The organism is Shewanella sp. MR-4, assembly GCF_000014685.1.
Lineage (GTDB): Bacteria > Pseudomonadota > Gammaproteobacteria > Enterobacterales > Shewanellaceae > Shewanella.
Genome location: NC_008321.1, coordinates 4,522,369 through 4,543,755, shown reverse-complemented (window position 1 = coordinate 4,543,755; position 21,387 = coordinate 4,522,369). Strand labels below are relative to the sequence as shown.

The following is a 21,387-nucleotide window of genomic DNA, read 5'->3' as shown; positions in this document are numbered from 1 at the left end:
ATAGGAAGTTGTATGTCGGGCGATAGCAAATGGACTTGGTCGCAACAGGGGGCGAAGCTGTTACGCATAGTTTCGCATTTGGGGCAGCGTTACTTGGCGGGCAGTTTACCTAACCGCTGCTTACTGTGCCACCAATCCCTCAATGCAAAGGAAGCCGGATTTTGCCAGATATGCCTGCAAACGGGCTTATATCACAGCCCAATTTGTTTAGGTTGTGGAAAATCCATGCCGCTTGAACTCGAATATTGCGGTGAGTGCCTAAGGCATCAACCGCGAAAAGTCATCGCACCTTGCAGCTATCATCAAGGCTTTGGCCCTTGGATAGCGGCCATTAAATATCAGGGGCAACTCGCCGCTCTACCCATATTGTGCCAAGCCTTAGTAGCGCGCATTGGTCAGCTCGAACAGCAAGACTTAATCACTCTACCGCAGGCCATAGTGCCAGTCCCTTTACATCCCAATCGGCTGCGCCAACGTGGATTTAATCAAGCATGGTTAATTGCCCATGAATTATCGAAGCAGCTCTCGCTGCCACTGGTCAGTGACGGATTAATTCGGCGGCAGGATACGCGCCCACAAGCCGGACTCAATGGCGCACAGCGCCGGCGAAATCTACAGGATGCTTTCGAGTTAAATGCCGATTTTGCCTATCAACGGATTGCGCTGGTGGACGATGTGGTCACCACGGGGACCACAGTGGCAGAAATTGCCCGCTTGTTCGAGGCGCGATATATACAAGTGCAAATATGGTGTCTCGCCAGAGCCGAAGCACCGGGGTTGTTGGATGATATTGCGGGTGAAAACGACATTCCGCGTTAGCTATCCGTTAGTGATCTACAGGTTAAGTTGTTGCATTGAAAGCGTGATGGATTTTGCAAAATTCCAGAACTTGCTACCCTAGGGACTACAAAGCGCGTGTGAGTAGGAGTATCATACGCCTAATTCTTACTAAAACACTCAGGTATCCCCTGACGGAGCTGGTTTCCATGATTACTATTTCCGATGCGGCTCAGGCCCATTTTGTAAAGTTGTTAGCCGATCAACCTGAAGGCACTCATATTCGCGTATTTGTGATCAGTCCAGGTACCGCACAAGCCGAGTGTGGCGTGTCTTACTGCCCGCCTGACGCCGTTGAAAGCGATGATATTGAATTAGAATTCAATGGCTTTAGCGCTATGGTTGATGAGAAGAGTGCGCCTTTCTTAGAAGAAGCCTCAATCGACTTCGTAACCGATCAATTAGGTTCGCAATTAACCCTTAAAGCCCCTAACGCTAAAATGCGTAAAGTGGCTTCAGATGCGCCTTTAGCCGAGCGTGTTGAGTATGTGATCCAATCTGAAATCAACCCACAACTGGCAAGCCATGGTGGTAACATCATGTTGGTTGAAATCACCCAAGAAGGCGTAGCAGTACTGCAGTTTGGCGGTGGATGTAACGGTTGTTCGCAAGTTGATATCACCCTAAAAGATGGTATCGAGAAGCAACTACTCGATATGTTCCCAGGTGAACTCTCTGGTGTGAGCGATGTGACCGATCACCAACACGGCGCGCATTCTTACGCTTAAGCTGGTGTTGAACTGAATAAAAAACGCGACCTGTGAGTCGCGTTTTTTTATGGCGTTTTGTAGCTACAGCTGGGTTTTAAGATTGTCGGCTAAAAACTTATCGAGCGCTTTAAAGGTGGTTAGCCTATGGTCATTGTTACTTAAGTAATGGTCGCCATTTTCGAGCTCAATATATTCGACGTTTTTCTTACGTGATTTCAGTTCATCGAACATTTCGCGACTATGTTGCACCTTAACCACTCGATCCTTATTGCCATGCAGTAGTAATACCGGGATAGTAATCTTATCGGCCTTACTAACGGGTGAGCGTTCATAGAGGGCGCTAAAATCATCGCCAATTTGTTCTTTAACAACTTCATAATTGGTGAAACGGCGACTGGATTTTACCAGGTAAGCCACGTCTGTTACGCCTGCCACACTGACCGCGCAGCGGTACAGATCAGGTGTCATCGCCGCGCCCATTAAGGCGGCATAACCACCATAACTCGCGCCGACGATACAGATACGCTGTGGATCGCTAATCCCTTGATTGATTAAGTAACGTGTACCATCTTCCACATCGTTTTGCATTTCGAGTCCCCAGCTTTTGAGGCCGGCCTTCATAAACTCATAGCCGTAGCCCGCCGAGCCCCTAAAGTTCATTCGAAACACCGCGTAGCCACGGTTAGCGAAAAACTGCGACCAATAATCGAAATCGTTACTGTCGTAACTAATCGGCCCGCCGTGGGGGAAGATAATGGTGGGGAGTTGCTTGGCTTCGAGGCCCTTTGGCACTGTCAGGTAAGCATCGATTTTGAGTTTATCCCGCGCTTCGTAGCTCAGATATTGAGTGTCGGCGAGTTGCTCGCTGCTTAGCTGGCTATATCTATCGGCAATCGGAAACAGCGCCTTTTCATCCCTATCGCCGAAGTAATAGGTGCCAGGTTGAGTCGAACTGGTGGAGTAGACGATATAGCGGCGTTCATCCGCGCTAAATTGGGTGATGTAGTTATGGGCATTGGGCAATACCGCTTTCAACCCATTTTGCAGACCCGCATATTCAGGATCCCAGAAGGTATATTCTTCGCCGTCGCCTTCACTGATCCCAATGACTTTTTTCTTGAGTTCTGAATAGATGAGATTGCCTTCAACATCGGTATCTTCGTTGGCGTACACCAGCTCCTTCGTGAGCTTAGGAGCGGTTAAATTCACCTTGAAGATAGCTTCAAAGCCTTGGTGGTAGGCGCGTACGAATAAGATGTTGGGGTCGGCATCAAAGCCCAGTGGCCAGACGCTCTCGTCGGAGAAGGCTTTAAAGGTCCAGAGTAAGCGTGGCTCTGCCTTTTGTTCTGGTTGCTCGTAGATCCTATATTCAGTGTCATCGTTATAGATGGAGATACGGACCTTGTGCTGTCTGTCGGTAATCCAGCCGATGATTTTACGTTTAGAGTTTTGAATAAATGCGGATTTTCCTTGAGAGAGATTGACTCTCAGCACGCTGTCTTCACCTACTTCTTCGCCCATACCATCGAGGGAGAGCAAAATATTATCGGGGTCATCCGGCATCATATCGATAATCTGTCCCTGATGTTGGGGGATCCAACTGAGTCGGTCGATGACGCTACGGGCGAGTACGCTCGTGGTTTTTCGTGTAGTTAAATCGTACTTCACCAAGCGAGTTTCTGTGGTCGGTGTACCGTAGCGGTTTGCCGGAAACTTAGCGCTGATCAGCAAAGTAGTGTCATTTGCCCACTGTAATGACAGTAGGACAAACTTCTGGTTATCGGTGTGAATCGCGTAGTCTTTGTTGCCCGTTTCTAAATCGAGAATACTGACCACAGTGCCCTTAAGTTTGGGCTGATCGACCCGAACGATAGAGGCAATTTTTTTGCCATCGGGCGACAGTTGGACTGAGCTGACATCGGGAATACTGGCAAAAGCCTCGACCGGAAGCTGTGGTACCGTTTGAGCAAGCAGTGGCAGACTTAGCCACAGGAGTAACAAAGGTAAAATCCTTTTCATAGCGCATCACAATTTTATTACAATAATGCTGCGTATCTTAATGGGATAACCTTAAGTAAGCTACTGTCTTTACAGAACTAATTAAGAATAAATGCCTTGCTAAAGCGGTAATGTGTCGCTAGGGTGAGGCTGCGTGCTAGCATAAAGGCCGTCATGGCCGCCCACAGTGCATGGTTAGCTTGTTCGGAAGGCAACAGCGATTGCAGCAAATACCATGTCGGGAAGAAGGCGCCAAATGTGGCGATAATCATGCTATTGCGCATGACTTTGCCCTTAGCGGCGCCAATATAAACCCCATCAAACAGATAGGAACTAAAAGACCAAAGCGGCAGTAATATCAGCCAAGGCAGATAAATTTGCGCTGTGGTTCTCACCTCATCAATATTGGTTAGCAGCCCGATGATATGGTCTCCAAAAAGATAAAATATCAGGCTAAAACCTAGGGCTGTGATGGCTGACCAACACCAGGCGAGGAGTACTGCTTCACGCAGTGGCTGTGTGCGTTGTTGCCCGTAGGCCTTGCCCACTTCCGCCTCGGCATAATAGGCTATGCCATCGAGGGCGTAGGCGATTAATAATAGTAAATTCAATAAGACCGCATTGGCTGCGACCGTATTATCCCCAAGGCCTGCACCGTGAAAAGTCATAAAGGCGAAGGCGGTTTGCAGGCATAGGCTGCGGATAAAAATATCGGTATTGAGCCTGAGCAGCTGGCCGTAACCCGACAAGTTCAGGTGAACTCTGATATCGGCAAATTGGAATCGAGGTATTAACTTAAGCTGTTGTAATACCATGTAGAGCGCAACGCTAAAGGCGGTGATATCCGCACATACTGAGGCAAGTGCGGCCCCTTTGACTCCCCAGCCTAAACCCAAGACGAACAACACATCGAGGATAATATTGGCTAAGTTGGCGAAGATGAGCTGCCACATGGCCGCCTTGGGCTGTTGTCTGCCAAGGAGCCAGCCGAGCATCACTAAATTGAGCAGGGCGAATGGCGTCGACCAGACTCGGACTTGAAAATATTCTCGGCAATAACGCTCCACTTCCACACTCGCCTCGGAGAGGCCGAGCGCTAAATTCAGTATCGGGATCTGTAATAGGATCACCGCGATACCCAGCCCAGTTGCCAACATGGCGCCTTGGACCAGCAACTTTAATTGGCGCGCGGTATCGTTTGCGCCATAGGCCTGTGCGACCAATCCGGTGGTCGCCATCCGTAAAAAGCCTAATAACCAAATGATTAATGTGATAATCGTTGACCCGAGTGCGACGCCCCCTAAATAATAGGCGTCACTTAAATGCCCGATGACGGCCGTATCGACCAATCCCAACAGCGGAACCGTGATATTGGAGAGGATCATCGGCAGGGCAAGCGCGAGCAGCTGGCGATTCTTGGTGCCATTCAACAGGAGCGCGAGTGCGGTGGATTTTGCGGTAGTCATTGATTTCAGAGGTATTCACATTATGGTTAAACGTGCGCTATTGGCACTCTTAGGGCTGATGACTTTCTCGGCCCATGCTGTGGTCATTTTACAGTATCACCATGTGTCAGAAACCACGCCGGCGGCGACGAGCGTCACGCCTGCACAATTTCGTGAGCAAATGCAGTTTCTGGCGGACGATGGATTTAAGGTTATTCCCTTATCCCAAGTGGTTGAGGCGATCAAAAACAAGCAAGATTTACCTGCCAAAACGGTGGCGATCACCTTCGATGATGGTTATCGCAGCATTGCGACCACAGCGCACCCTATCCTAAAGGAATTTGGTTTTCCCTACACCCTATTTGTGGCAATTGAGCCGATTAAACAAAAGTTTACCGAGATGATGACCTGGGATGAGCTGATTAAGCTTTCCAAGGAGGGGGCCGACATTGCTAACCACAGCTGGGCCCATGAGCATCTGATCCGCAGGCTAGACAATGAATCCCCAAGCCAATGGCTGGCACGAATTAAAGCCAATATTCAGGACACCGAAAACGCGATTCGTGAGGCGACGGGGCAGAACTTTAAAATGCTGGCCTATCCCTATGGCGAATACAATCAGGCGATTCAGGACATGTTGACCGAAAATGGCTTCGTTGCCTTTGGCCAGCAGTCTGGGGCGGCGGGGCCGTATTCGCCACTCACGGCGCTGCCGCGCTTCCCTGTAGCGGGGCAATATGCGGATCTAAAGAGCCTAAAAGCCAAGTTATACAGCCTCAATATGCCAGTGCTTGAGCAAACGCCTAGCGATCCTGAGCTGAAGGGCGGGCATTGGCGCCCAGAGCTTAAGGTTAAGCTGGATATGAGCGATATTTCGGCCAAGCAAGTCATGTGTTATATCCAAGGGCAAGGCGCTAAAACGCCGACTTGGAGCAGTGACAATGAATTTAGTATTCAAGCCGATTTAGCCCTGCCGGCGGGTCGCTCGCGCTACAATTGCACGGCACCAAGCAAGACGCGCAACGGCTATTACTGGTTTTCGCAGGCATGGGTGAGACCCAAAGACGACGGCACTTGGGTTAAAGAGTAACACTTCTGCGGTGGTTATTTAGGTTTGTAGCTTTTAACGATTTTATCGAAGTCGCTGATCAAGGCCTGGTTGAGTACTTGAGGGGCTTTACCTAAGGCTGCCGTGGGTTTAAACACCGCGACCCGCGTGCCTTGGGGAGAAACCAGTACATAGCCAGCACTATGATCGACTTGATAATTATCCCCTTCGCCGACCATGGCATAGGTGAGCCCTAGGCTGCGGGTGAGGGGGAATATTTGGGTTTGCTCACCCGTCACCGCTTTAAACTCAGGATTAAAGAAATTCACGTAGGTGAGGAGTTTCTCTGGGGTGTCCCGCTTCGGATCTACGGATAAAAACACGATTTGAATGGGGGCAATTTTTTTCAGCTCAGGATAGGCGGCGGCGAGCTTGTTTAAGGTGGTCGGACAGACATCGGGACAATAGGTAAAGCCGATAAAGAATAGGCTCCATTGATCCTTCAAATTGGCATTAGTAAAGGGTTTCTGCTGTTGATCGACAAGCTCAAAGGGCGCTAGCTCGAACGCCTCAGGAAACAAAAAACCACTCTCTAGCTCAACGGGCTTAGGTGGATTGAACTTCACTGCAAATAGTCCACCCAATCCTATTAACAGAATCGCTATCACTAAGATTTTGTTGGAGATTCTTGCTTGCATATTTTGTCCTTTGACCATGCTCGCCCTATTGCTCGTTGCACATTAAGCCCAAAGATAGTGGTCGAGCAGTAATGCCATGAATAACAACATTAAATGATAAATCGAAAAACGAAACACCTGCATCGCCAGCCCTTCGCTATCCTGATACTTTAACTGCCACGCTTTATAAATAAACCCCGTGCTGAGCAAGCTTGAGCACACAAAGTAGAGCGGTCCACTCATCCCGACTAACACGGGCAATAGACAAGCTATCGCCAGCAAAATCGTATAGAGCAAGATACAGGTCTTAGTAAATTCTACCCCATGGGTCACGGGCAGCATGGGAATATCCACTTTGGCATATTCTGCGCGTCTGTGAATTGCCAGTGCCCAAAAATGCGGCGGCGTCCACAGGAATATGATGATGACGAGCAATAGCGCATGACCATGGAATTGATTCGTCACCGCCGTCCAGCCCAAGAGCGGTGGCATTGCGCCCGCTAAACCGCCAATGACAATATTTTGAGGTGTGGCCCGTTTTAAATAGGCGGTATAAATCAAGGCGTAACCAATCAAGCTGGCAAAGGTGAGCCAAGCGGTGAGCGGATTAGTAAAAACATAGAGGATCACAAAACCTAGGCTGCCTAAGAGTGCCGCGAACAACAACGCTCTTCTCGCTGAGACTCGGCCCTTGGGCAGCGGACGGTTATAAGTGCGTGCCATCATGCCGTCGATTCGCCTATCAATCAGATGGTTTAAGGCGGCGGCCGACCCCGCCATCATGGCGATGCCGAGTAAGCCTGCCACTAAGGGTTTGACTGGCAGTATGGTGGGCATGGCTAAACACATGCCGACTAAGACGGTGAGCAGCATTAAAGCCACAACCTTAGGTTTGGTCATCTCAAAATAGGCACGCCAAGCCAAATGGACACTGGGGTGACTGCTGATAGAGAGTGGTTTTGCCATGATAAATCCCCCGATGATTAAGGTGCCCTGCGCCAAAGGAAATAGTTAATCGCGACTAAGGTGAGTAGTAACAGCGCCGCGCCGCCATTGTGGGAAACGGCAATCCCCAGTGGTAAATGCATCACCACGTTTGAAATCCCTAAACTGACCTGAAGTATCACTAAGGCGACCAGCAATAGGCTAAGGGCCTTGAGCTGGGTGCTGAAAAATAACCGATAGGCGAGCAACAACAATAGACTGGCGGTAATAATGGCGCCAACGCGGTGGGCGATATGAATGGTCATGCGGGCATGGTAATCCAATACGCCAAATTCAAAGCTTGGGTGTTGCCCTTGGAAAGGGGAAAACGCATCGGCAATGGCGAGATTATCCATCCAATTACCTTCACAAATCGGCAAAGCCGTGCAAGCGAGTGCGGCATAGTTGGAGGAGGTCCAGGCGCCAAGCATGATCTGACCTATCAGCACCAGCAGACTCAACAGCGCCAGTTTCGGCAAATGTTTGCTCTGGCCGAGAAATTTAAGGCTAGTGCCTATCCGCGAACCATGGGCGCCATTAAATCCTGCGCCCGCACCACGCTGACTGTGAATATCAGCGGTTTCGAAAATTCGCCTCGGACGTGTTCGCAGATACAGTAAGAGCAGGAGCGAGAGCAAGCTAAAGCCGCCAATTAAATGGGACATCACGACAATCGGCATTAGTTTCATCGTCACAGTCCACATCCCCAACGCCGCCTGAAAGATGATGAGTAGCACTATGGCAAAGGGCAGTTTCTTGGGGGCTTGGGATGTTTTCAAGCAAAGGATCAAAATCAGTAACACTAGTATGCCCAAGGCGCCCGCGATATACCTGTGGATCATTTCGAGCCAAGCTTTCTCGGGATGGATATCGTGGTCAGGAAATAGGGTTTGGGCATGGGAGATCTCATGGTCGTGTGTGGGCACTTTGATATGGCCGTAGCAACCGGGCCAATCTGGGCAGCCAAGTCCTGCGTCCGACAGCCGAGTGTAAGCCCCCATTAAAATCACTAACAGGGTAAAGACTATGGTGACGCGTAGGAGCCAAGTCAGTTGCATTAGTCTACCCTCGATAGTTTCAATAACTTACGCAGATCCGCGACCAAGGCCTTACCCTGAGCTAAATGTGCCGCCTTGCCTTGCACTTGGGGGTAACGCAGCACGAGTGCGCCGAGTGGATCGACAATAATCAACTGCTGTTGGTCAAGCCATTGAATAAGACTTTGGCTGGCGGGCTGAGTGTAGAAGTTAAAGCTGCTTAATGCGCTTAAGTCACTGTCTGGATTCACAAGAATAAGCGGTTCGACACGAGCCTGATCTGGCCCTAAGGCGGTATGGCTCTGACGCAGAATATACAAGCGCTCGCGGCAAGCTTCATCGCACTTTGCGGGCAATAAATACAACAGTTGCCATTCCTTAGGCTGAGGATTGTTAAGGCCAAGACTGGTATAACTGGTTTCTGGGCTGATGAGCTCACCGTGGTTGGTGGAGCCGCCTTGATACCAATGCATGCTCAGCACTAACTTAGCGATGACCACAGGCGCGATAAAGGCCAGTAGCAATAACCCCAATGCGCGGTATTTGGCTGTTTGTTGGGAGTCCATATTTGCTCCTCTTATTGTCCCTAATGCTTTGTTTTATTGTTTTTTATTAACATCTTGCAGGTATCTGTTACTCGGTTTTAGTCGCTTCCTTATCGGCTTGATGCCGTTGTCGTGATTTTTTGAGGTATTTCATTGCTTGCCAGCCCATCAGCCCCGCAAACACAGTTGCCATGGCAAACCATTGCAACGCATAACCCCAATGTTTTTGGGCCGAAAGCGGGAAAGGCTGCCAAGGGTGGGGTAAGGCCTGCGCGGGTTGTAATTGGGGCAAGGCATCGGGTTGTAACACCGCGGGCAGGATGGGATGTCCTAACATTTGTGCCATCTCGGGCAGATTGAGATTTTGAAACCGAATCCGTTCACCTTGCTCCGTGGTGAAGGGTTCTGCTAATAAATGATGGCTCAAGGGATTAATCTGTTTTTGATAGAGGCGGCCTGTAAGAGGCAGTTCACCGACTATGGGGCTGACTTCGGGCAAGGCATCTCGGTGGGATTTAGCGGCAATAAAGCCGAGTTCGAGTAACAGCCAAGGTTGTTCGCGATGATTTGTCTGATTTTCTGACGTTATTTGCAGTAATTGAAAGGCGAGATAGCCCACTTGCCCTTGATAGACCTGATTGTCGAGTAACCAGATTTGTGGATTAACGGGGCTGGCTTGAACTTCAAGGCGATAGCCAGTAACGCCACCTTTAGCCAATTCAGCTATCAGCTGCTCAGGATTGAGTGCGGCAGCGGATTGTCTGGCCTCCATTTGTGCGAGTAGTTCGGTTTTTTCCGCGGCCCTATCCATTTGCCACAAACCCAGCTTGACCAAAATCACAAATACCACCACAGTCAATATCAGCAGTAACAACATTGCCCTATGCAGCCAAATATATCTTGGCAACCCCATTAATTTGGTCAGCAAAACATAAGGATAGCGTATGAACATCCCGTTCATTTTTAAGTGTGTTTTAGTACTGCTGTTACTGTTTATCATTTTTAACCTAGGCAGAGCCTTAATCATTATGGTTAAAGGTGACGATCAAACCGCTGATCACCCTGTGCCTATGAGCCGCTATTTGGGCCGTAGGGTGATATTTTCTGTACTAGTGATCCTGCTCTTGCTGGTGGCTTTGGGGACTGGACTACTTGGTCTCAATCCCACGCCTTAAGCTTTCAACTTATTGTTTCAATGAATATTTAAAGCACATAAACAAAGATAAATAGGCAGAGCCAAACTACGTCGACAAAGTGCCAGTACCAACTGCCCGCTTGGAAGGCAAAATGCTTATCCGCACTAAAGTGGCCTTTTAACACCCTGAAAAACAAGACTAATAGAAAGATAGTGCCCAAAGTGACATGCATGCCGTGGAAACCCGTCAGCAGGAAAAAGGTGTTGCCATACACGCCCGAGGTGAGCGTTAGCCCCATCTCATGGTAGGCATGGCTATATTCCTCCGCTTGCAAAGCAAGGAAGCTAATTCCCAACAAAATCGTGAGCCCAAGCCAGAGGGTGATGGCCGAACGCTTACCTTTTTCTAAGCTGATATGGGCAAAATGCAGCGTGACTGAGGAGGTTAGCAGCACTATGGTGTTGACTAGCGGTAGTCCATTCCATGGCATGGCTTCGGTTTTGGTGCCATCAGGCGTGGTGACGAGTGGCCAAACGGCTTCGAAGTGTGGCCACAGGACTTCGTGGGTCATGGCATTGTTAGAGGCACCGCCGAGCCAAGGCACTGCGACCATGCGGGCGTAAAATAAGGCGCCGAAGAAGGCGGCAAAGAACATCACCTCTGAGAAGATGAACCAGCTCATGCCTTGGCGAAACGATCTATCCATCTGATGGGAATAGAGGCCCGTCATCGATTCTTTGATCACGGTTCTAAACCAGCCAACCAGCATAAACAGGATGACGGCTATGCCTGCCAGTAGAATATAGCCGCCACCCGAAGCGCCAGATTTGAGTTGATGTACAAAATGTCCTGCCCCAAAGGCAGTTAAAAACAAGCCGATAGCACCAACAATCGGCCAAGCACTCTGGGCGGGTACGTAGTAAGTCTCATGTTTAGTGGTCATTTTGCAGCTCCTTGCTCTATGGCAGACGCTAACTGCTTGTCGGTAATGTCGTAGAGGGTGTAAGAGAGGGTTAAGGTGTGGATAGACTCGGGTAATTGAGGATCCACAAAGAAGATCAACGGTAGCTCGGCGCGACTCGCGGCGGCTAAGTGTTGTTGGTTAAAACAAAAACATTCGGTTTTATTGAAATAAGCCGCGCCTTGTCCGGGCGAAATAGAAGGAATCGCCTGGCCAACGATCGCTCTGTTAGAGACATTTTGAGCCAGAAATGCCGTGTGAATGAGTTCTCCTGGATGCACTTCGAGCCGTTTCGTTTGTGGCTCAAATTTCCACGGCATGCCCGTCTGCACCTGCGAGATAAACTCCACCGTTACCACGCGGTTCTTGTCCACAGTGATCGCTTGATAACTGCTGGCAGTATTGGAGGTTTTGCCATTAATCCCCAGTTTTTCGCACAACACATCGTAGAGCGGCACTAAGGCGAACCCAAAGCCAAACATCCCAAGGCAGCCCAGCACCAGCAGGCTGATGAGCTTACGGTTGGACTTGATGTTGGGCTGATGGGGTTGGCCTTGCATGTTATTTCACCTCGGGTGGCGTGGTGAAAGAGTGGTAGGGCGCAGGGCTGGGTAGGGTCCACTCTAAGCCTTCGCTGCCTTCCCAAGGTTTGGCGGGCGCCTTTTCGCCGCCCCGAATGCACTTAATCACCAGCACGAGGAAAATCAGCTGAGAAAGACCAAAGGCAAAACCCCCAATCGACACAATTTGGTTCACATCGGCAAATTGAATCGAGTAATCGGGAATACGCCTTGGCATACCCGCAAGACCTAAGAAATGCATAGGGAAAAACAACACGTTGACCGAAATCACCGAGCACCAAAAATGCCACTGGCCGAGCTTTTCGCTGTACATATGGCCGGTCCATTTTGGCAACCAGTAATAGGCCGCCGCCATGATGGAGAAAATCGCACCAGTGACCAACACGTAATGGAAGTGAGCCACCACAAAATAAGTATCGTGGTATTGGAAGTCGGCCGGTGTGATGGCGAGCATCAGGCCAGAGAAGCCGCCAATAGTGAACAGGATAATAAAGGCCACCGCGAACAACATTGGGGTTTCAAAACTCAATGAGCCGCGCCACATAGTCGCTACCCAGTTAAACACTTTTACCCCAGTCGGCACGGCAATCAGCATAGTGCAGTACATAAAAAACAACTCGGCAAACACAGGCATACCTGTGGTGAACATATGGTGCGCCCACACGAGGAAGGACAGAATCGCAATACTCGCCGTGGCATACACCATGGATGAATAGCCGAATAATGGTTTACGGCTGAAAGCCGGAACTATGGCGGAGATGATGCCGAAGGAAGGCAGAATCATGATGTAGACTTCGGGGTGACCGAAGAACCAGAAGATATGCTGGAACATAACAGGATCACCACCACCTGCCGCCTCGAAGAAGCTAGTACCGAAAAACTTATCGGTTAACACCATAGTAACGGCGCCCGCGAGTACGGGCATCACGGCGATCAGCAAGAAGGCGGTAATCAGCCAAGTCCAGACAAACAACGGTAACTTCATCCACGTCATGCCGGGAGCGCGCAGGTTGACTATGGTGACGATCACGTTGATGGCACCCATGATCGAACTTATCCCCATGATATGAATCGAGAAAACAAATAATGCTGTGCTGTCAGGGCTATAAGTGGTCGAGAGTGGTGCGTAGAAGGTCCAACCAAAGTTAGGGCCACCGCCTTCCATAAACAGTGAGCTCAGTAAAATAGTAAAGGCGAAGGGCAGGATCCAAAAACTCCAGTTGTTCATCCGTGGAAGCGCCATATCAGGCGCGCCAATCATCATCGGGATCAGCCAGTTAGCCAGCCCTGTAAAGGCCGGCATCACGGCGCCGAATACCATGATTAACCCATGCACAGTGGTCATTTGGTTGAAGAAGTTAGGCTCAACGAGTTGTAATCCGGGTTGAAAGAGTTCGGCGCGGATCACCATGGCCATCGCACCACCGGTTAAAAACATAATGAAACTAAACCACAGGTACAGGGTGCCAATGTCCTTGTGGTTAGTGGTGAGTAACCAGCGCATGATGCCTTTAGGTGCACCGTGATGGTGTTCATCATGGGCGGCAATTTGATCTTGAGTCAGTGTGCTCATCTTAATCCCCTACTGTCCATGGCGAGCAATATCAGCGGGTTGCACTGTATCGCCAGTATTGTTGCCCCACGCATTGCGCTCATAGGTAATGATGGCGGCAAGCTGTTGTGGCGTGAGTTGTGTGCCAAATGCCTGCATCGCCGTGCCCGGTTTACCGTGCATCACTATGTCGATGTGATTGGCTACCGGACCTGTTGCGATAGCGCTGCCAGCAAGGGCGGGGAAGGCGGGAGGCATGCCAGCACCCGTTAGCTGGTGGCAGGCGGCGCAAATCGTGGCATAGGTCTTTTCCCCTTCGGCCATCAGTTCATCATGGCTAAGCGTGGGAAGACTCGCGGGGTCGACACTGGCGGCGGGTTCTGTCGCCGGCTTAGGCGCATCGGTAGTTGCTGGAGGCGGAGTCGTTGCAACTGGTTCGCTATTGGTGCCACCGGATTTATGGGCATCTACGTCTTTGGCTTGTACCGCATCCCCCGTGTTATTGCCCCACGCATTACGCTCATAGGTAACTACGGCGGCAATCTCTTGGGCCGTTAATTGTTTGCCGAAGGCTTGCATGGCCGTACCCGCTTTACCATTGAGCACGATTTCAAGATGGCCGCTCAGTGGTCCGGTCGCAATGGGGCTGCCTTTGAGGTGCGGGAATACCCCCTGTAAACCTTCACCGTTGGGTTGGTGACAGGCCGCGCAGTGACCGAGGTAAACTTGCTCACCCTGAGCCATCAGCTCTTCTTTCGTCAGTGTTTGCGATAACGCAGCTTGTGCGGCTTGCGCAGCGGCATTGGCGGCTTGTTTTTGTTCTTCAACCCATGCATCGAACTCGGCTTCGGGCAATGCCTGTACCACTATCGGCATAAAGCCATGGTCTTTACCGCAAAGCTCGGCACATTGGCCACGGTAAATGCCGGGTTTGTCGATACGGGTCCACGCCTCGTTGATAAAACCTGGGTTAGCGTCTTTTTTTACCGCAAAGGCGGGCATCCACCATGAGTGGATGACATCCTCTGAGGTCATCAAGAAGCGGATTTTACGATTGATGGGTAATACTAGGGGTTTATCGACCTCGAGTAAGTAGTGCTCTCCCTTGGCTTCACTTCCTTCGATTTGAGGTCTTGGAGTCGCGAGAATACTGTAAAAATCAATATCTTGATCGAAGTAGCTATAATGCCATTTCCATTGAGAACCTGTGACTTTTACCGTGAGATCGGCATTGCTGGGATCTTCCATGGCAATCAGAGTTTTCGTGGCGGGAATCGCCATTAAGATCAGAATGACAAAAGGAATAATCGTCCACGCGATTTCGACTTTTGTGCTCTCATGGAAGTGAGACGCGACCGCGCCCTTGGATTTTCTGTGGTTGATCATGGCATAAATCATCACGCCAAAAACCACTAGGCCTATCGCGCAGCAGATATACAGAATCGTCATGTGTAAGTGATAAACCTTGCCACTGATTTCTGTTACGCCGGGGGTCATGTTGAACCGCATGTCCGCTGCGGGCAACGGTGGGGCGAATAGCACCACGAGTAAACAATACAACCATTGCTTCACAAGACTTCTCCTCTGCCAATTGCGAATAGCAACTACAAAGAAGAGCAACACAGTAAGTCTCAACTCTATGCAAACTCTTCAGTTCCCAAAAAAGCTTCTCTGACTTCAACGTGCGTTGGCGGCTTACTTTTGATTAAGTATTGTTACTGCTGGTATTAGCCACACTGGCACATACTGCTGAATAAACCCATTATTCTCGATTTTTGTGGGCAAGAGATATTCGATAAATCGTCGATATTTTTTGCCTAAACGGGCGATATATTATGCTCGCCTGAATCAAACATACTTGCTGTTTAAAAATTGATCAAGATCACTTCTTTTTCTAATTGTCTGAAAAATTGCCAAAAAAAAAGCCCCACATTCACAGGTGAGGCGGCTTTCAAGGCTAAATACGCAGTGCAAAAATTTTAATGAACAGAGCTAAAAAAACTACCTTGGGCAAAGTGAGCTGGTTGCTTGAGTGTCGCGTCCGTAGATGAGTGATTTACGACACCTTCGAGCACGATTCCCATGGCGCGGGCGCTCTTGGCCACAATTTGTAAACGACGATTATCGCGGGCATCGAGTGAGTGGATCCAAGTAATTACTGCGCTGGAAGTGCCACTGGTTAAGGCTTTTTCCATGGCCCACAGGGTTTCCACTTCATCTTTCGCATGGACTAAGAGTACACGATCCATACGCACGCCAGCGCTGGCCAGTAACTGTTTGTAGCCAATACTGGGTGGGTTGATGAGCACGACCCAGCGGCCTTGTTGGCTCAGTTGTGCCAATTGTTTGCTAAGTTGCATTAGCTCTTGGCGCCCTTGGCTCTCGGTGGGCATAGTGATGATAGGCGTATGCTGCCAGTCTGTATCGGTTTCGCGTACCGCATCGAGCCATAAACCGGGGTGACGCGGGGCATTACCTAGTAGTTTGTTCATAGCCAATCTCCATTGCGGATCACCCCTACGGCGAGCCCTTCAATTGTTAGACTTTGGAAACTTAAATCGACTTTAATCGGGGAGTAATCTTCATTTTCAGCATGTAGATAAACGAGATTCCCTTTCTTTTCAAAGCGTTTAACTGTTACATCATCGTCAACGCGAGCAACAACTACTTGGCCATTGCGCGCTTGCTGTACTTTATGAACGGCGAGCAGATCCCCTTCGAGGATGCCGATGTTCTTCATACTGTCGCCTCTGACGCGCAGCAAGAAATCGGCGGCTGGGTGGAACATGCTGGGGTCGACTTGGTAATACTGTTCGACATGCTCTTGGGCGAGGATAGGTTCGCCCGCAGCCACTTGGCCAATTAGTGGTAAGCCAGATTCGCTGTTATCTTCTTCCTCAACTGGGAGGCGGATCCCGCGGGAAGTGCCAGGCATGATCTCGATGCAGCCTTTTTTCGCCAATGCCTTAAGGTGTTCCTCGGCGGCATTTGCACTTTTAAAACCCAAACGGGTGGCGATTTCGGCCCGGGTGGGTGGCATGCCAGTCTCGGCAATATTACGTTTAATCAGCTCTAAAATTTCGGCTTGGCGTGGCGTCAACGGTCTCATGTTCTTTCCTGTTTTTCTATACAGTTACTGTTAGTATATACAGTATTATTCGTAGTGCAAGTATTAACCACTTTTTAACGCGATTGGAGAGTATTAGCGAATATTCCCTAGAATCTGGTATTCTATGGGGCTAATGAACGTACTTACATTGCATAAGAATAATGCCTAAACAAGACTCTCTTTGGTTGAAATCATTACGCTGGATTCAAAAACACTTAGTGCACACTATTGTTGTGCCGCAGGATCCCTTTGCCGATCTGAATCTGGACGCGTCCAGACCGCTTGCTTATGTAATGAAAACAGAATCCCTGAGTGATATTGCTGCGTTAAGCGAAATCACCACTAAGCTGGGTTTGCCAAGCCCCTATGAGCCGCTCGTGGTAAATGGCGTTGTCGCGCCCCGCGTCGTTTGCCTCGAAGGCCGTAAGCCTTTGTTTGGCGAGCGTGCCAGTAATGAGCCATTCCTCGAATGTTTTATGCGCCTGTTGGCCGTCCATAAGGAAAAGCCAGAGTTAGATATTCAGCTGGTGCCTGTCAGTCTGTATTGGGGCCGTACTCCGGGTAAAGAAGACGACACCATGAAGGCAGCTGTTCTTGAGCGCGAGAATCCAACTTGGTTACGTAAGTGCTTGATGATCTTATTTTTAGGTCGTCACAACTTTGTGCAGTTTTCTAATGCGGTATCGCTGCGTTACATGGCCGATGAACACGGCACCGATATGGGGATTGCCCATAAACTAGCGCGGGTGGCCAGAGTACATTTCCGCCGCCAACGCAAGGTGATGACAGGGCCTGTGCTGCCGAATCGTCAGGCAATGTTCCACTCCCTGCTGAAATCCGAATCCTTACGCAAGGCGATTCAGGAAGAAGCGGCGAGTAAGAAGATTTCCGAAACCCAAGCCCGTGAAACAGCAATTGAATATCTTGATGAAATTGCAGCGAATTATTCCGACAGCCTAGTGCGTATTGCTGAGCGTTTCTTAACTTGGTTGTGGAACAAGCTCTACAGCGGTATCAACATCAAAGGTGCTGAACAAATCCGCCAGCTTCACCATGATGGTCACGAGATTGTTTATGTACCTTGCCATCGCAGCCATATGGATTACCTGCTGTTATCCTACATTCTGTATTACCAAGGCATGGTGCCACCGCATATTGCGGCGGGGATTAACCTAAACTTCTGGCCTGCGGGGCCGCTGTTCCGCCGTGGCGGCGCTTTCTTTATTCGCCGTAGTTTTAACGGCAATAAACTCTATACGGCCGTGTTCCGTGAATACCTCGATCAGCTGTTTGCTAAGGGATATTCGGTTGAGTATTTCTCTGAGGGTGGCCGTTCTCGCACCGGTCGTCTATTGGCGCCGAAAACGGGCATGATCGCCATGACGATCAACAGTGTGCTGCGTGGTATCGAACGCCCTGTCACCTTAGTGCCTGTGTATTTAGGCTACGATCACGTGATGGAAGTGGCGACTTATCATAAAGAGCTGAGCGGTAAGAAAAAACAGAAAGAATCTGTATGGCAAGTCTTTGGTGCTATTCGTAAATTAGGTAATTTTGGCCAAGGTTATGTTAACTTTGGTGAGCCGATTACACTGCAAAACTTCTTGAATGAAACCGCGCCTAACTGGCGCGCTGAAGTGGCCGACGATCCCGAGCAAAAACCAACTTGGTTAACCCCTGCGGTGAACGTGTTAGCGAATCGCGTGATGACCCGCATTAACGATGCCGCCGCCGCCAGTTCTATCACCTTGACCAGCTTAGTGCTATTGGCGTCGGAGCAAAATGCCCTAGAGCGTTGCTTGCTCGAGCGTCAGTTAGATTTGTACCTGACGTTGCTTAAGCGTGTGCCTTACACTTCGTTTACGTCGGTGGCCGAAGGTGATGGCAAGCACTTAGTGCAGCAAGGTTTAGAGCTGAATAAGTTCTCCATCAATGCCGATCCTCTGGGTGAGATAGTATCTATTGACGCGAATCAAGCGATTTCAATGACTTACTATCGTAACAATATCATCCACTTGTTTATCATTCCGTCGTTGATTGCCAGCTGCTTAACCAACAATAAGCAGATTTCAAGAGCTCATATCCTAGGGATTGTGAGTGACTTCTATCCGCTACTGAAGGCGGAGTTATTCATGGGTATCAAGGACCTCCCAAGTTATGTGAATCAAGTGCTGGATCTGTTTATTGAGCAGGGTCTAGTGCAGGAAAGCGATACGCTGTCGGTGGTGACCGAGCACACCAGCCAAATGTTGTTGCTGGCCGGAAGCGTTAGCGAAACCTTGCAACGCTATGCGATTATCTTCAATCTGCTGGCCCACAGACCTAAGATGGAGCGTTCGGAACTGGAGTCTGAAAGCCATCTGCTGGCCCAACGTTTAGGGGCACTGCATGGAATTACCGCACCAGAATTCTACGACAAGAAACTCTATAACACCTTGAGTGTTAAGCTTAAAGAGTTGGGTTATTTCTCCGAGAAGGAAGATAAATCCGACGTTGAGCGCATTCGCGATCAAGCCAATAGCTTGCTCAGAGCTTCAGTGAGACAAACCATAGTAGCGAGCGTGACCGCGGAGCATATCGTTTAATGGCTAACCATATGAATGCGGCGAAGAATAAGCCGGTGGGCAAGTCTTTGCTCGGTGGTGCCATGATTATTGCCGGCACCACAGTCGGGGCGGGGATGTTTTCTTTGCCCGTTGTGGGCGCTGGCATGTGGTTTGGCTACTCGGTACTGATGTTACTCGGTATTTGGTTCTGCATGTTGATGTCGGGATTGTTACTGCTCGAAACCAACCTGCATTTCGAACCGGGAGCGAGTTTCGATACCCTGACCAAGGAAACTCTAGGTCAGTTTTGGCGGATCGTGAATGGGGTATCGATTGCCTTCGTGCTTTACATCTTAACCTACGCCTACATCAGTGGCGGCGGCTCGATTGTTAACCATAGCCTACAGGGTATGGGGATTGAGTTACCCCAGAGTGTTGCTGGATTAGTATTTGCGGTTGTGCTGGCTTGTATCGTGTTGATCAGTACCAAGGCGGTGGACCGTATTACGACCATAATGCTCGGCGGTATGATTATTACTTTCTTCCTCGCGATTGGTAATTTACTGATCGAGATTGATGTGACTAAGTTGCTCGAACCGGATGGCAATCAAAGCTTTATGCCTTATCTGTGGGCTGCTTTGCCCTTTGGCTTGGCAAGTTTTGGTTACCATGGCAATGTGCCGAGTCTGGTGAAGTACTATGGCAAAGATTCATCGACCATCATCAAAGCGATTTTCGTCGGCACTTTCATTGCGCTGATCATTTATGCCTGCTGGTTAGTCGCCACTATGGGCAACATTCCCCGCAGCCAATTTAGTGAGATTATTGCCCAGGGTGGCAATATGGGTGTGTTAGTCGGTGCCTTGTCGAAAGTGATGGAAAGTAGCTGGTTAAACAGCATGTTAACCCTGTTTGCTAACTTGGCTGTGGCGTCTTCATTCCTTGGCGTGACCTTAGGCTTATTCGATTATTTGGCCGATTTATTCGGGTTCGACGATACGCGCTCGGGGCGGATGAAAACGGCAATTGTCACCTTTGTGCCGCCGACCATATTAGGTTTGCTGTTCCCCGATGGTTTTTTGGTTGCCATTGGTTTCGCAGCCTTAGCGGCAACCGTTTGGGCCGTCATAGTGCCCGCTCTGATGGCCTATAAATCGAGACAGCAGTTCCCTAACCATCAAGGTTTTAGAGTCTTTGGTGGCACGCCCTTAATTATCCTTGTGGTGCTATATGGCGTGGTGACAGGGGCTTGTCATCTACTCGCGATGGCGAATTTATTGCCGCAGTTCTCCTAAGTATTTCGCCTACGAATCAAGCCCTCAAATTGAGGGCTTTTTCTTTATATTCATCTTTTTATCGTCAAAACTGGACAGTTGCTCAAACTCCAGCTTAACTCGAACACATTATCTGTTTGATTGGAGTCTGCAATGAGGATTACTCAGTACGCACAGGGACAGGCTTGTTGGGTCGAACTGGCGAGCCATGACTGGCAGGGCGCACAGGGGTTTTACCACGCACTGTTTGGTTGGAATGCGGTGGAAATGGCGATTCCTAATGGTCATTTCTCGCTGTTCAATCTGGAGGGAGACGATTTAGGGGCCATGTATCAAATCCCTGAGTCGGAACCACAGATCCCTAGCCATTGGCGGATCTATTTTGCGGTTAAGGATATCGAGGCGACGGTTGCCGCCATCCTGGCCGCGGGTGGGCAATTACACATGGGACCGCATGTGGTGGGTGACGCGGGCGTGATGGCGCAAGTGAGCGACCCCGAAGGGGCGCGCTTTGCCCTGTGGCAAGCAAAAAATCACTCAGGCTCGCGTCGCCAAGGTGAAGAAAATACCCTGTGTTGGGTGGAGCTGGCCTGCCGCGAACCTAGCGCCGAAGCCAGTTTTTACACTCAAGTGTTTCCTTGGACCGCACTTCCTAGCCATGTACCCGGCATCGATTACACCGAGTGGCAAATCGACGGCCAGTCTATGGGGGGCATGATGAAAATGATGCCGGAATGGGGCGAGATCCCTGCCCATTGGATGCCTTATTTTGTCGTGGCGGATTGTGATGCCTTTGCCGCTAAAGCGCAGGGGCTAGGTGCGCAGATATGCGTGCCGCCAAGCGATATCCCCGATGTGGGACGTTTTGCGGTGATTGCCGACGCGCAAGGGGCAACCTTCGCGGTCATCAAGTTAAATGCGCTATCTTAAGCTGGCGAGGAGAGATT

The 21,387-nt window shown here is 49.8% G+C and carries 20 protein-coding genes; 7 read left to right on the top strand and 13 right to left on the bottom strand.

Going from position 1 to position 21,387, the window contains the following annotated elements; all coding sequences use genetic code 11:
- Positions 1 to 12 precede the first annotated feature (12 nt).
- Positions 13 to 819, top strand: coding sequence for a ComF family protein (locus SHEWMR4_RS19860; RefSeq protein WP_011624526.1), 807 nt, complete (start codon positions 13 to 15; stop codon positions 817 to 819).
- A 167-nt stretch (positions 820 to 986) separates the two neighbouring features.
- Positions 987 to 1,565: a Fe-S biogenesis protein NfuA gene (gene nfuA, locus SHEWMR4_RS19855; protein WP_011624525.1), complete on the top strand. Its 579-nt coding sequence runs from the start codon at positions 987 to 989 to the stop codon at positions 1,563 to 1,565.
- A gap of 63 nt (positions 1,566 to 1,628) precedes the next feature.
- Here nfuA and SHEWMR4_RS19850 read toward each other — a convergent pair whose 3' ends face one another.
- Together SHEWMR4_RS19850 and SHEWMR4_RS19845 are read right to left on the bottom strand one after the other, a co-directional pair.
- Positions 1,629 to 3,566, bottom strand: coding sequence for an alpha/beta hydrolase family protein (locus SHEWMR4_RS19850; RefSeq protein ID WP_011624524.1), 1,938 nt, complete (start codon positions 3,564 to 3,566; stop codon positions 1,629 to 1,631).
- 77 nt (positions 3,567 to 3,643) lie between these two features.
- Positions 3,644 to 5,011, bottom strand: coding sequence for an MATE family efflux transporter (locus SHEWMR4_RS19845; RefSeq protein ID WP_011624523.1), 1,368 nt, complete (start codon positions 5,009 to 5,011; stop codon positions 3,644 to 3,646).
- Positions 5,012 to 5,033: 22 nt separating this feature from the next.
- On the opposite strand from SHEWMR4_RS19845, the gene SHEWMR4_RS19840 reads away from it, so the two are divergent.
- The gene (locus SHEWMR4_RS19840; RefSeq protein ID WP_011624522.1) at positions 5,034 to 6,080 is read left to right on the top strand and encodes a polysaccharide deacetylase family protein; all 1,047 of its coding nucleotides are present in this window, start codon (positions 5,034 to 5,036) and stop codon (positions 6,078 to 6,080) included.
- 14 nt (positions 6,081 to 6,094) lie between these two features.
- Here the strand turns inward: SHEWMR4_RS19840 and SHEWMR4_RS19835 are convergent, their stop codons facing one another.
- From SHEWMR4_RS19835 to SHEWMR4_RS19815, 5 genes are all read right to left on the bottom strand, one after another.
- Entirely contained in the window at positions 6,095 to 6,724 is a 630-nt protein-coding gene (locus SHEWMR4_RS19835) for an SCO family protein (protein ID WP_161629207.1), read from the bottom strand.
- Positions 6,725 to 6,778: 54 nt separating this feature from the next.
- The gene (gene cyoE / locus SHEWMR4_RS19830; RefSeq protein WP_011624520.1) at positions 6,779 to 7,681 is read right to left on the bottom strand and encodes a heme o synthase; all 903 of its coding nucleotides are present in this window, start codon (positions 7,679 to 7,681) and stop codon (positions 6,779 to 6,781) included.
- 17 nt (positions 7,682 to 7,698) lie between these two features.
- The gene (locus SHEWMR4_RS19825) at positions 7,699 to 8,757 is read right to left on the bottom strand and encodes a COX15/CtaA family protein (protein WP_011624519.1); all 1,059 of its coding nucleotides are present in this window, start codon (positions 8,755 to 8,757) and stop codon (positions 7,699 to 7,701) included.
- On the bottom strand, positions 8,757 to 9,302 hold the full coding sequence (locus tag SHEWMR4_RS19820) for a hypothetical protein (RefSeq protein WP_011624518.1): 546 nt from the start codon (positions 9,300 to 9,302) through the stop codon (positions 8,757 to 8,759). The genes SHEWMR4_RS19825 and SHEWMR4_RS19820 overlap by 1 nt, the downstream gene beginning before the upstream one ends.
- A gap of 67 nt (positions 9,303 to 9,369) precedes the next feature.
- Entirely contained in the window at positions 9,370 to 10,281 is a 912-nt protein-coding gene (locus SHEWMR4_RS19815; protein WP_011624517.1) for an SURF1 family protein, read from the bottom strand.
- Here SHEWMR4_RS19815 and SHEWMR4_RS19810 point away from each other — a divergent pair.
- On the top strand, positions 10,226 to 10,456 hold the full coding sequence (locus tag SHEWMR4_RS19810) for a DUF2909 family protein (protein ID WP_041408924.1): 231 nt from the start codon (positions 10,226 to 10,228) through the stop codon (positions 10,454 to 10,456). The two genes, SHEWMR4_RS19815 and SHEWMR4_RS19810, sit on opposite strands and share 56 nt — an antisense overlap.
- Positions 10,457 to 10,484: 28 nt before the next feature.
- Here the strand turns inward: SHEWMR4_RS19810 and SHEWMR4_RS19805 are convergent, their stop codons facing one another.
- The 6 genes from SHEWMR4_RS19805 to lexA form a co-directional block, all read right to left on the bottom strand.
- Positions 10,485 to 11,360, bottom strand: a complete 876-nt coding sequence (locus SHEWMR4_RS19805) for a cytochrome c oxidase subunit 3 (protein WP_011624515.1) — start codon at positions 11,358 to 11,360, stop codon at positions 10,485 to 10,487.
- The gene (locus tag SHEWMR4_RS19800; RefSeq protein ID WP_011624514.1) at positions 11,357 to 11,938 is read right to left on the bottom strand and encodes a cytochrome c oxidase assembly protein; all 582 of its coding nucleotides are present in this window, start codon (positions 11,936 to 11,938) and stop codon (positions 11,357 to 11,359) included. Before SHEWMR4_RS19800 ends, SHEWMR4_RS19805 begins: the two co-directional genes overlap by 4 nt.
- A gap of 1 nt (position 11,939) precedes the next feature.
- On the bottom strand, positions 11,940 to 13,532 hold the full coding sequence (gene ctaD, locus SHEWMR4_RS19795; RefSeq protein WP_011624513.1) for a cytochrome c oxidase subunit I: 1,593 nt from the start codon (positions 13,530 to 13,532) through the stop codon (positions 11,940 to 11,942).
- 9 nt (positions 13,533 to 13,541) lie between these two features.
- The gene (gene coxB / locus SHEWMR4_RS19790; RefSeq protein ID WP_011624512.1) at positions 13,542 to 15,083 is read right to left on the bottom strand and encodes a cytochrome c oxidase subunit II; all 1,542 of its coding nucleotides are present in this window, start codon (positions 15,081 to 15,083) and stop codon (positions 13,542 to 13,544) included.
- A gap of 407 nt (positions 15,084 to 15,490) precedes the next feature.
- Entirely contained in the window at positions 15,491 to 16,003 is a 513-nt protein-coding gene (locus tag SHEWMR4_RS19785; protein ID WP_011624511.1) for a cell division inhibitor SulA, read from the bottom strand.
- Complete coding sequence (gene lexA, locus SHEWMR4_RS19780) at positions 16,000 to 16,620, bottom strand: transcriptional repressor LexA (protein ID WP_011624510.1); 621 nt, start codon at positions 16,618 to 16,620, stop codon at positions 16,000 to 16,002. The genes SHEWMR4_RS19785 and lexA overlap by 4 nt, the downstream gene beginning before the upstream one ends.
- Before the next feature lie 161 nt (positions 16,621 to 16,781).
- On the opposite strand from lexA, the gene plsB reads away from it, so the two are divergent.
- The 3 genes from plsB to SHEWMR4_RS19765 all read left to right on the top strand — a co-directional run bounded on the left by plsB (position 16,782) and on the right by SHEWMR4_RS19765 (position 21,370).
- Complete coding sequence (gene plsB, locus SHEWMR4_RS19775) at positions 16,782 to 19,205, top strand: glycerol-3-phosphate 1-O-acyltransferase PlsB (protein ID WP_011624509.1); 2,424 nt, start codon at positions 16,782 to 16,784, stop codon at positions 19,203 to 19,205.
- Complete coding sequence (gene mtr / locus SHEWMR4_RS19770; RefSeq protein ID WP_011624508.1) at positions 19,205 to 20,461, top strand: tryptophan permease; 1,257 nt, start codon at positions 19,205 to 19,207, stop codon at positions 20,459 to 20,461. The genes plsB and mtr overlap by 1 nt, the downstream gene beginning before the upstream one ends.
- 132 nt (positions 20,462 to 20,593) lie before the next feature.
- Positions 20,594 to 21,370, top strand: a complete 777-nt coding sequence (locus SHEWMR4_RS19765) for a VOC family protein (RefSeq protein WP_011624507.1) — start codon at positions 20,594 to 20,596, stop codon at positions 21,368 to 21,370.
- Positions 21,371 to 21,387: the final 17 nt, after the last annotated feature.

Bases quoted from the DNA above. Each gene is read 5' to 3' on its own strand.
- plsB (WP_011624509.1), top strand. From the start codon at position 16,782: ATGCCTAAACAAGACTCTCTTTGGTTGAAATCATTACGCTGGATTCAA.
- SHEWMR4_RS19800 (WP_011624514.1), bottom strand. From the start codon at position 11,938: ATGCAAGGCCAACCCCATCAGCCCAACATCAAGTCCAACCGTAAGCTC.
- ctaD (WP_011624513.1), bottom strand. From the start codon at position 13,532: ATGAGCACACTGACTCAAGATCAAATTGCCGCCCATGATGAACACCAT.
- SHEWMR4_RS19840 (WP_011624522.1), top strand. From the start codon at position 5,034: ATGGTTAAACGTGCGCTATTGGCACTCTTAGGGCTGATGACTTTCTCG.
- mtr (WP_011624508.1), top strand. From the start codon at position 19,205: ATGGCTAACCATATGAATGCGGCGAAGAATAAGCCGGTGGGCAAGTCT.
- SHEWMR4_RS19785 (WP_011624511.1), bottom strand. From the start codon at position 16,003: ATGAACAAACTACTAGGTAATGCCCCGCGTCACCCCGGTTTATGGCTC.
- SHEWMR4_RS19850 (WP_011624524.1), bottom strand. From the start codon at position 3,566: ATGAAAAGGATTTTACCTTTGTTACTCCTGTGGCTAAGTCTGCCACTG.
- SHEWMR4_RS19805 (WP_011624515.1), bottom strand. From the start codon at position 11,360: ATGACCACTAAACATGAGACTTACTACGTACCCGCCCAGAGTGCTTGG.
- SHEWMR4_RS19820 (WP_011624518.1), bottom strand. From the start codon at position 9,302: ATGGACTCCCAACAAACAGCCAAATACCGCGCATTGGGGTTATTGCTA.
- SHEWMR4_RS19860 (WP_011624526.1), top strand. From the start codon at position 13: ATGTCGGGCGATAGCAAATGGACTTGGTCGCAACAGGGGGCGAAGCTG.
- nfuA (WP_011624525.1), top strand. From the start codon at position 987: ATGATTACTATTTCCGATGCGGCTCAGGCCCATTTTGTAAAGTTGTTA.
- SHEWMR4_RS19825 (WP_011624519.1), bottom strand. From the start codon at position 8,757: ATGCAACTGACTTGGCTCCTACGCGTCACCATAGTCTTTACCCTGTTA.
- lexA (WP_011624510.1), bottom strand. From the start codon at position 16,620: ATGAGACCGTTGACGCCACGCCAAGCCGAAATTTTAGAGCTGATTAAA.
- SHEWMR4_RS19765 (WP_011624507.1), top strand. From the start codon at position 20,594: ATGAGGATTACTCAGTACGCACAGGGACAGGCTTGTTGGGTCGAACTG.
- SHEWMR4_RS19810 (WP_041408924.1), top strand. From the start codon at position 10,226: ATGAACATCCCGTTCATTTTTAAGTGTGTTTTAGTACTGCTGTTACTG.
- SHEWMR4_RS19845 (WP_011624523.1), bottom strand. From the start codon at position 5,011: ATGACTACCGCAAAATCCACCGCACTCGCGCTCCTGTTGAATGGCACC.
- cyoE (WP_011624520.1), bottom strand. From the start codon at position 7,681: ATGGCAAAACCACTCTCTATCAGCAGTCACCCCAGTGTCCATTTGGCT.
- SHEWMR4_RS19815 (WP_011624517.1), bottom strand. From the start codon at position 10,281: ATGATAAACAGTAACAGCAGTACTAAAACACACTTAAAAATGAACGGG.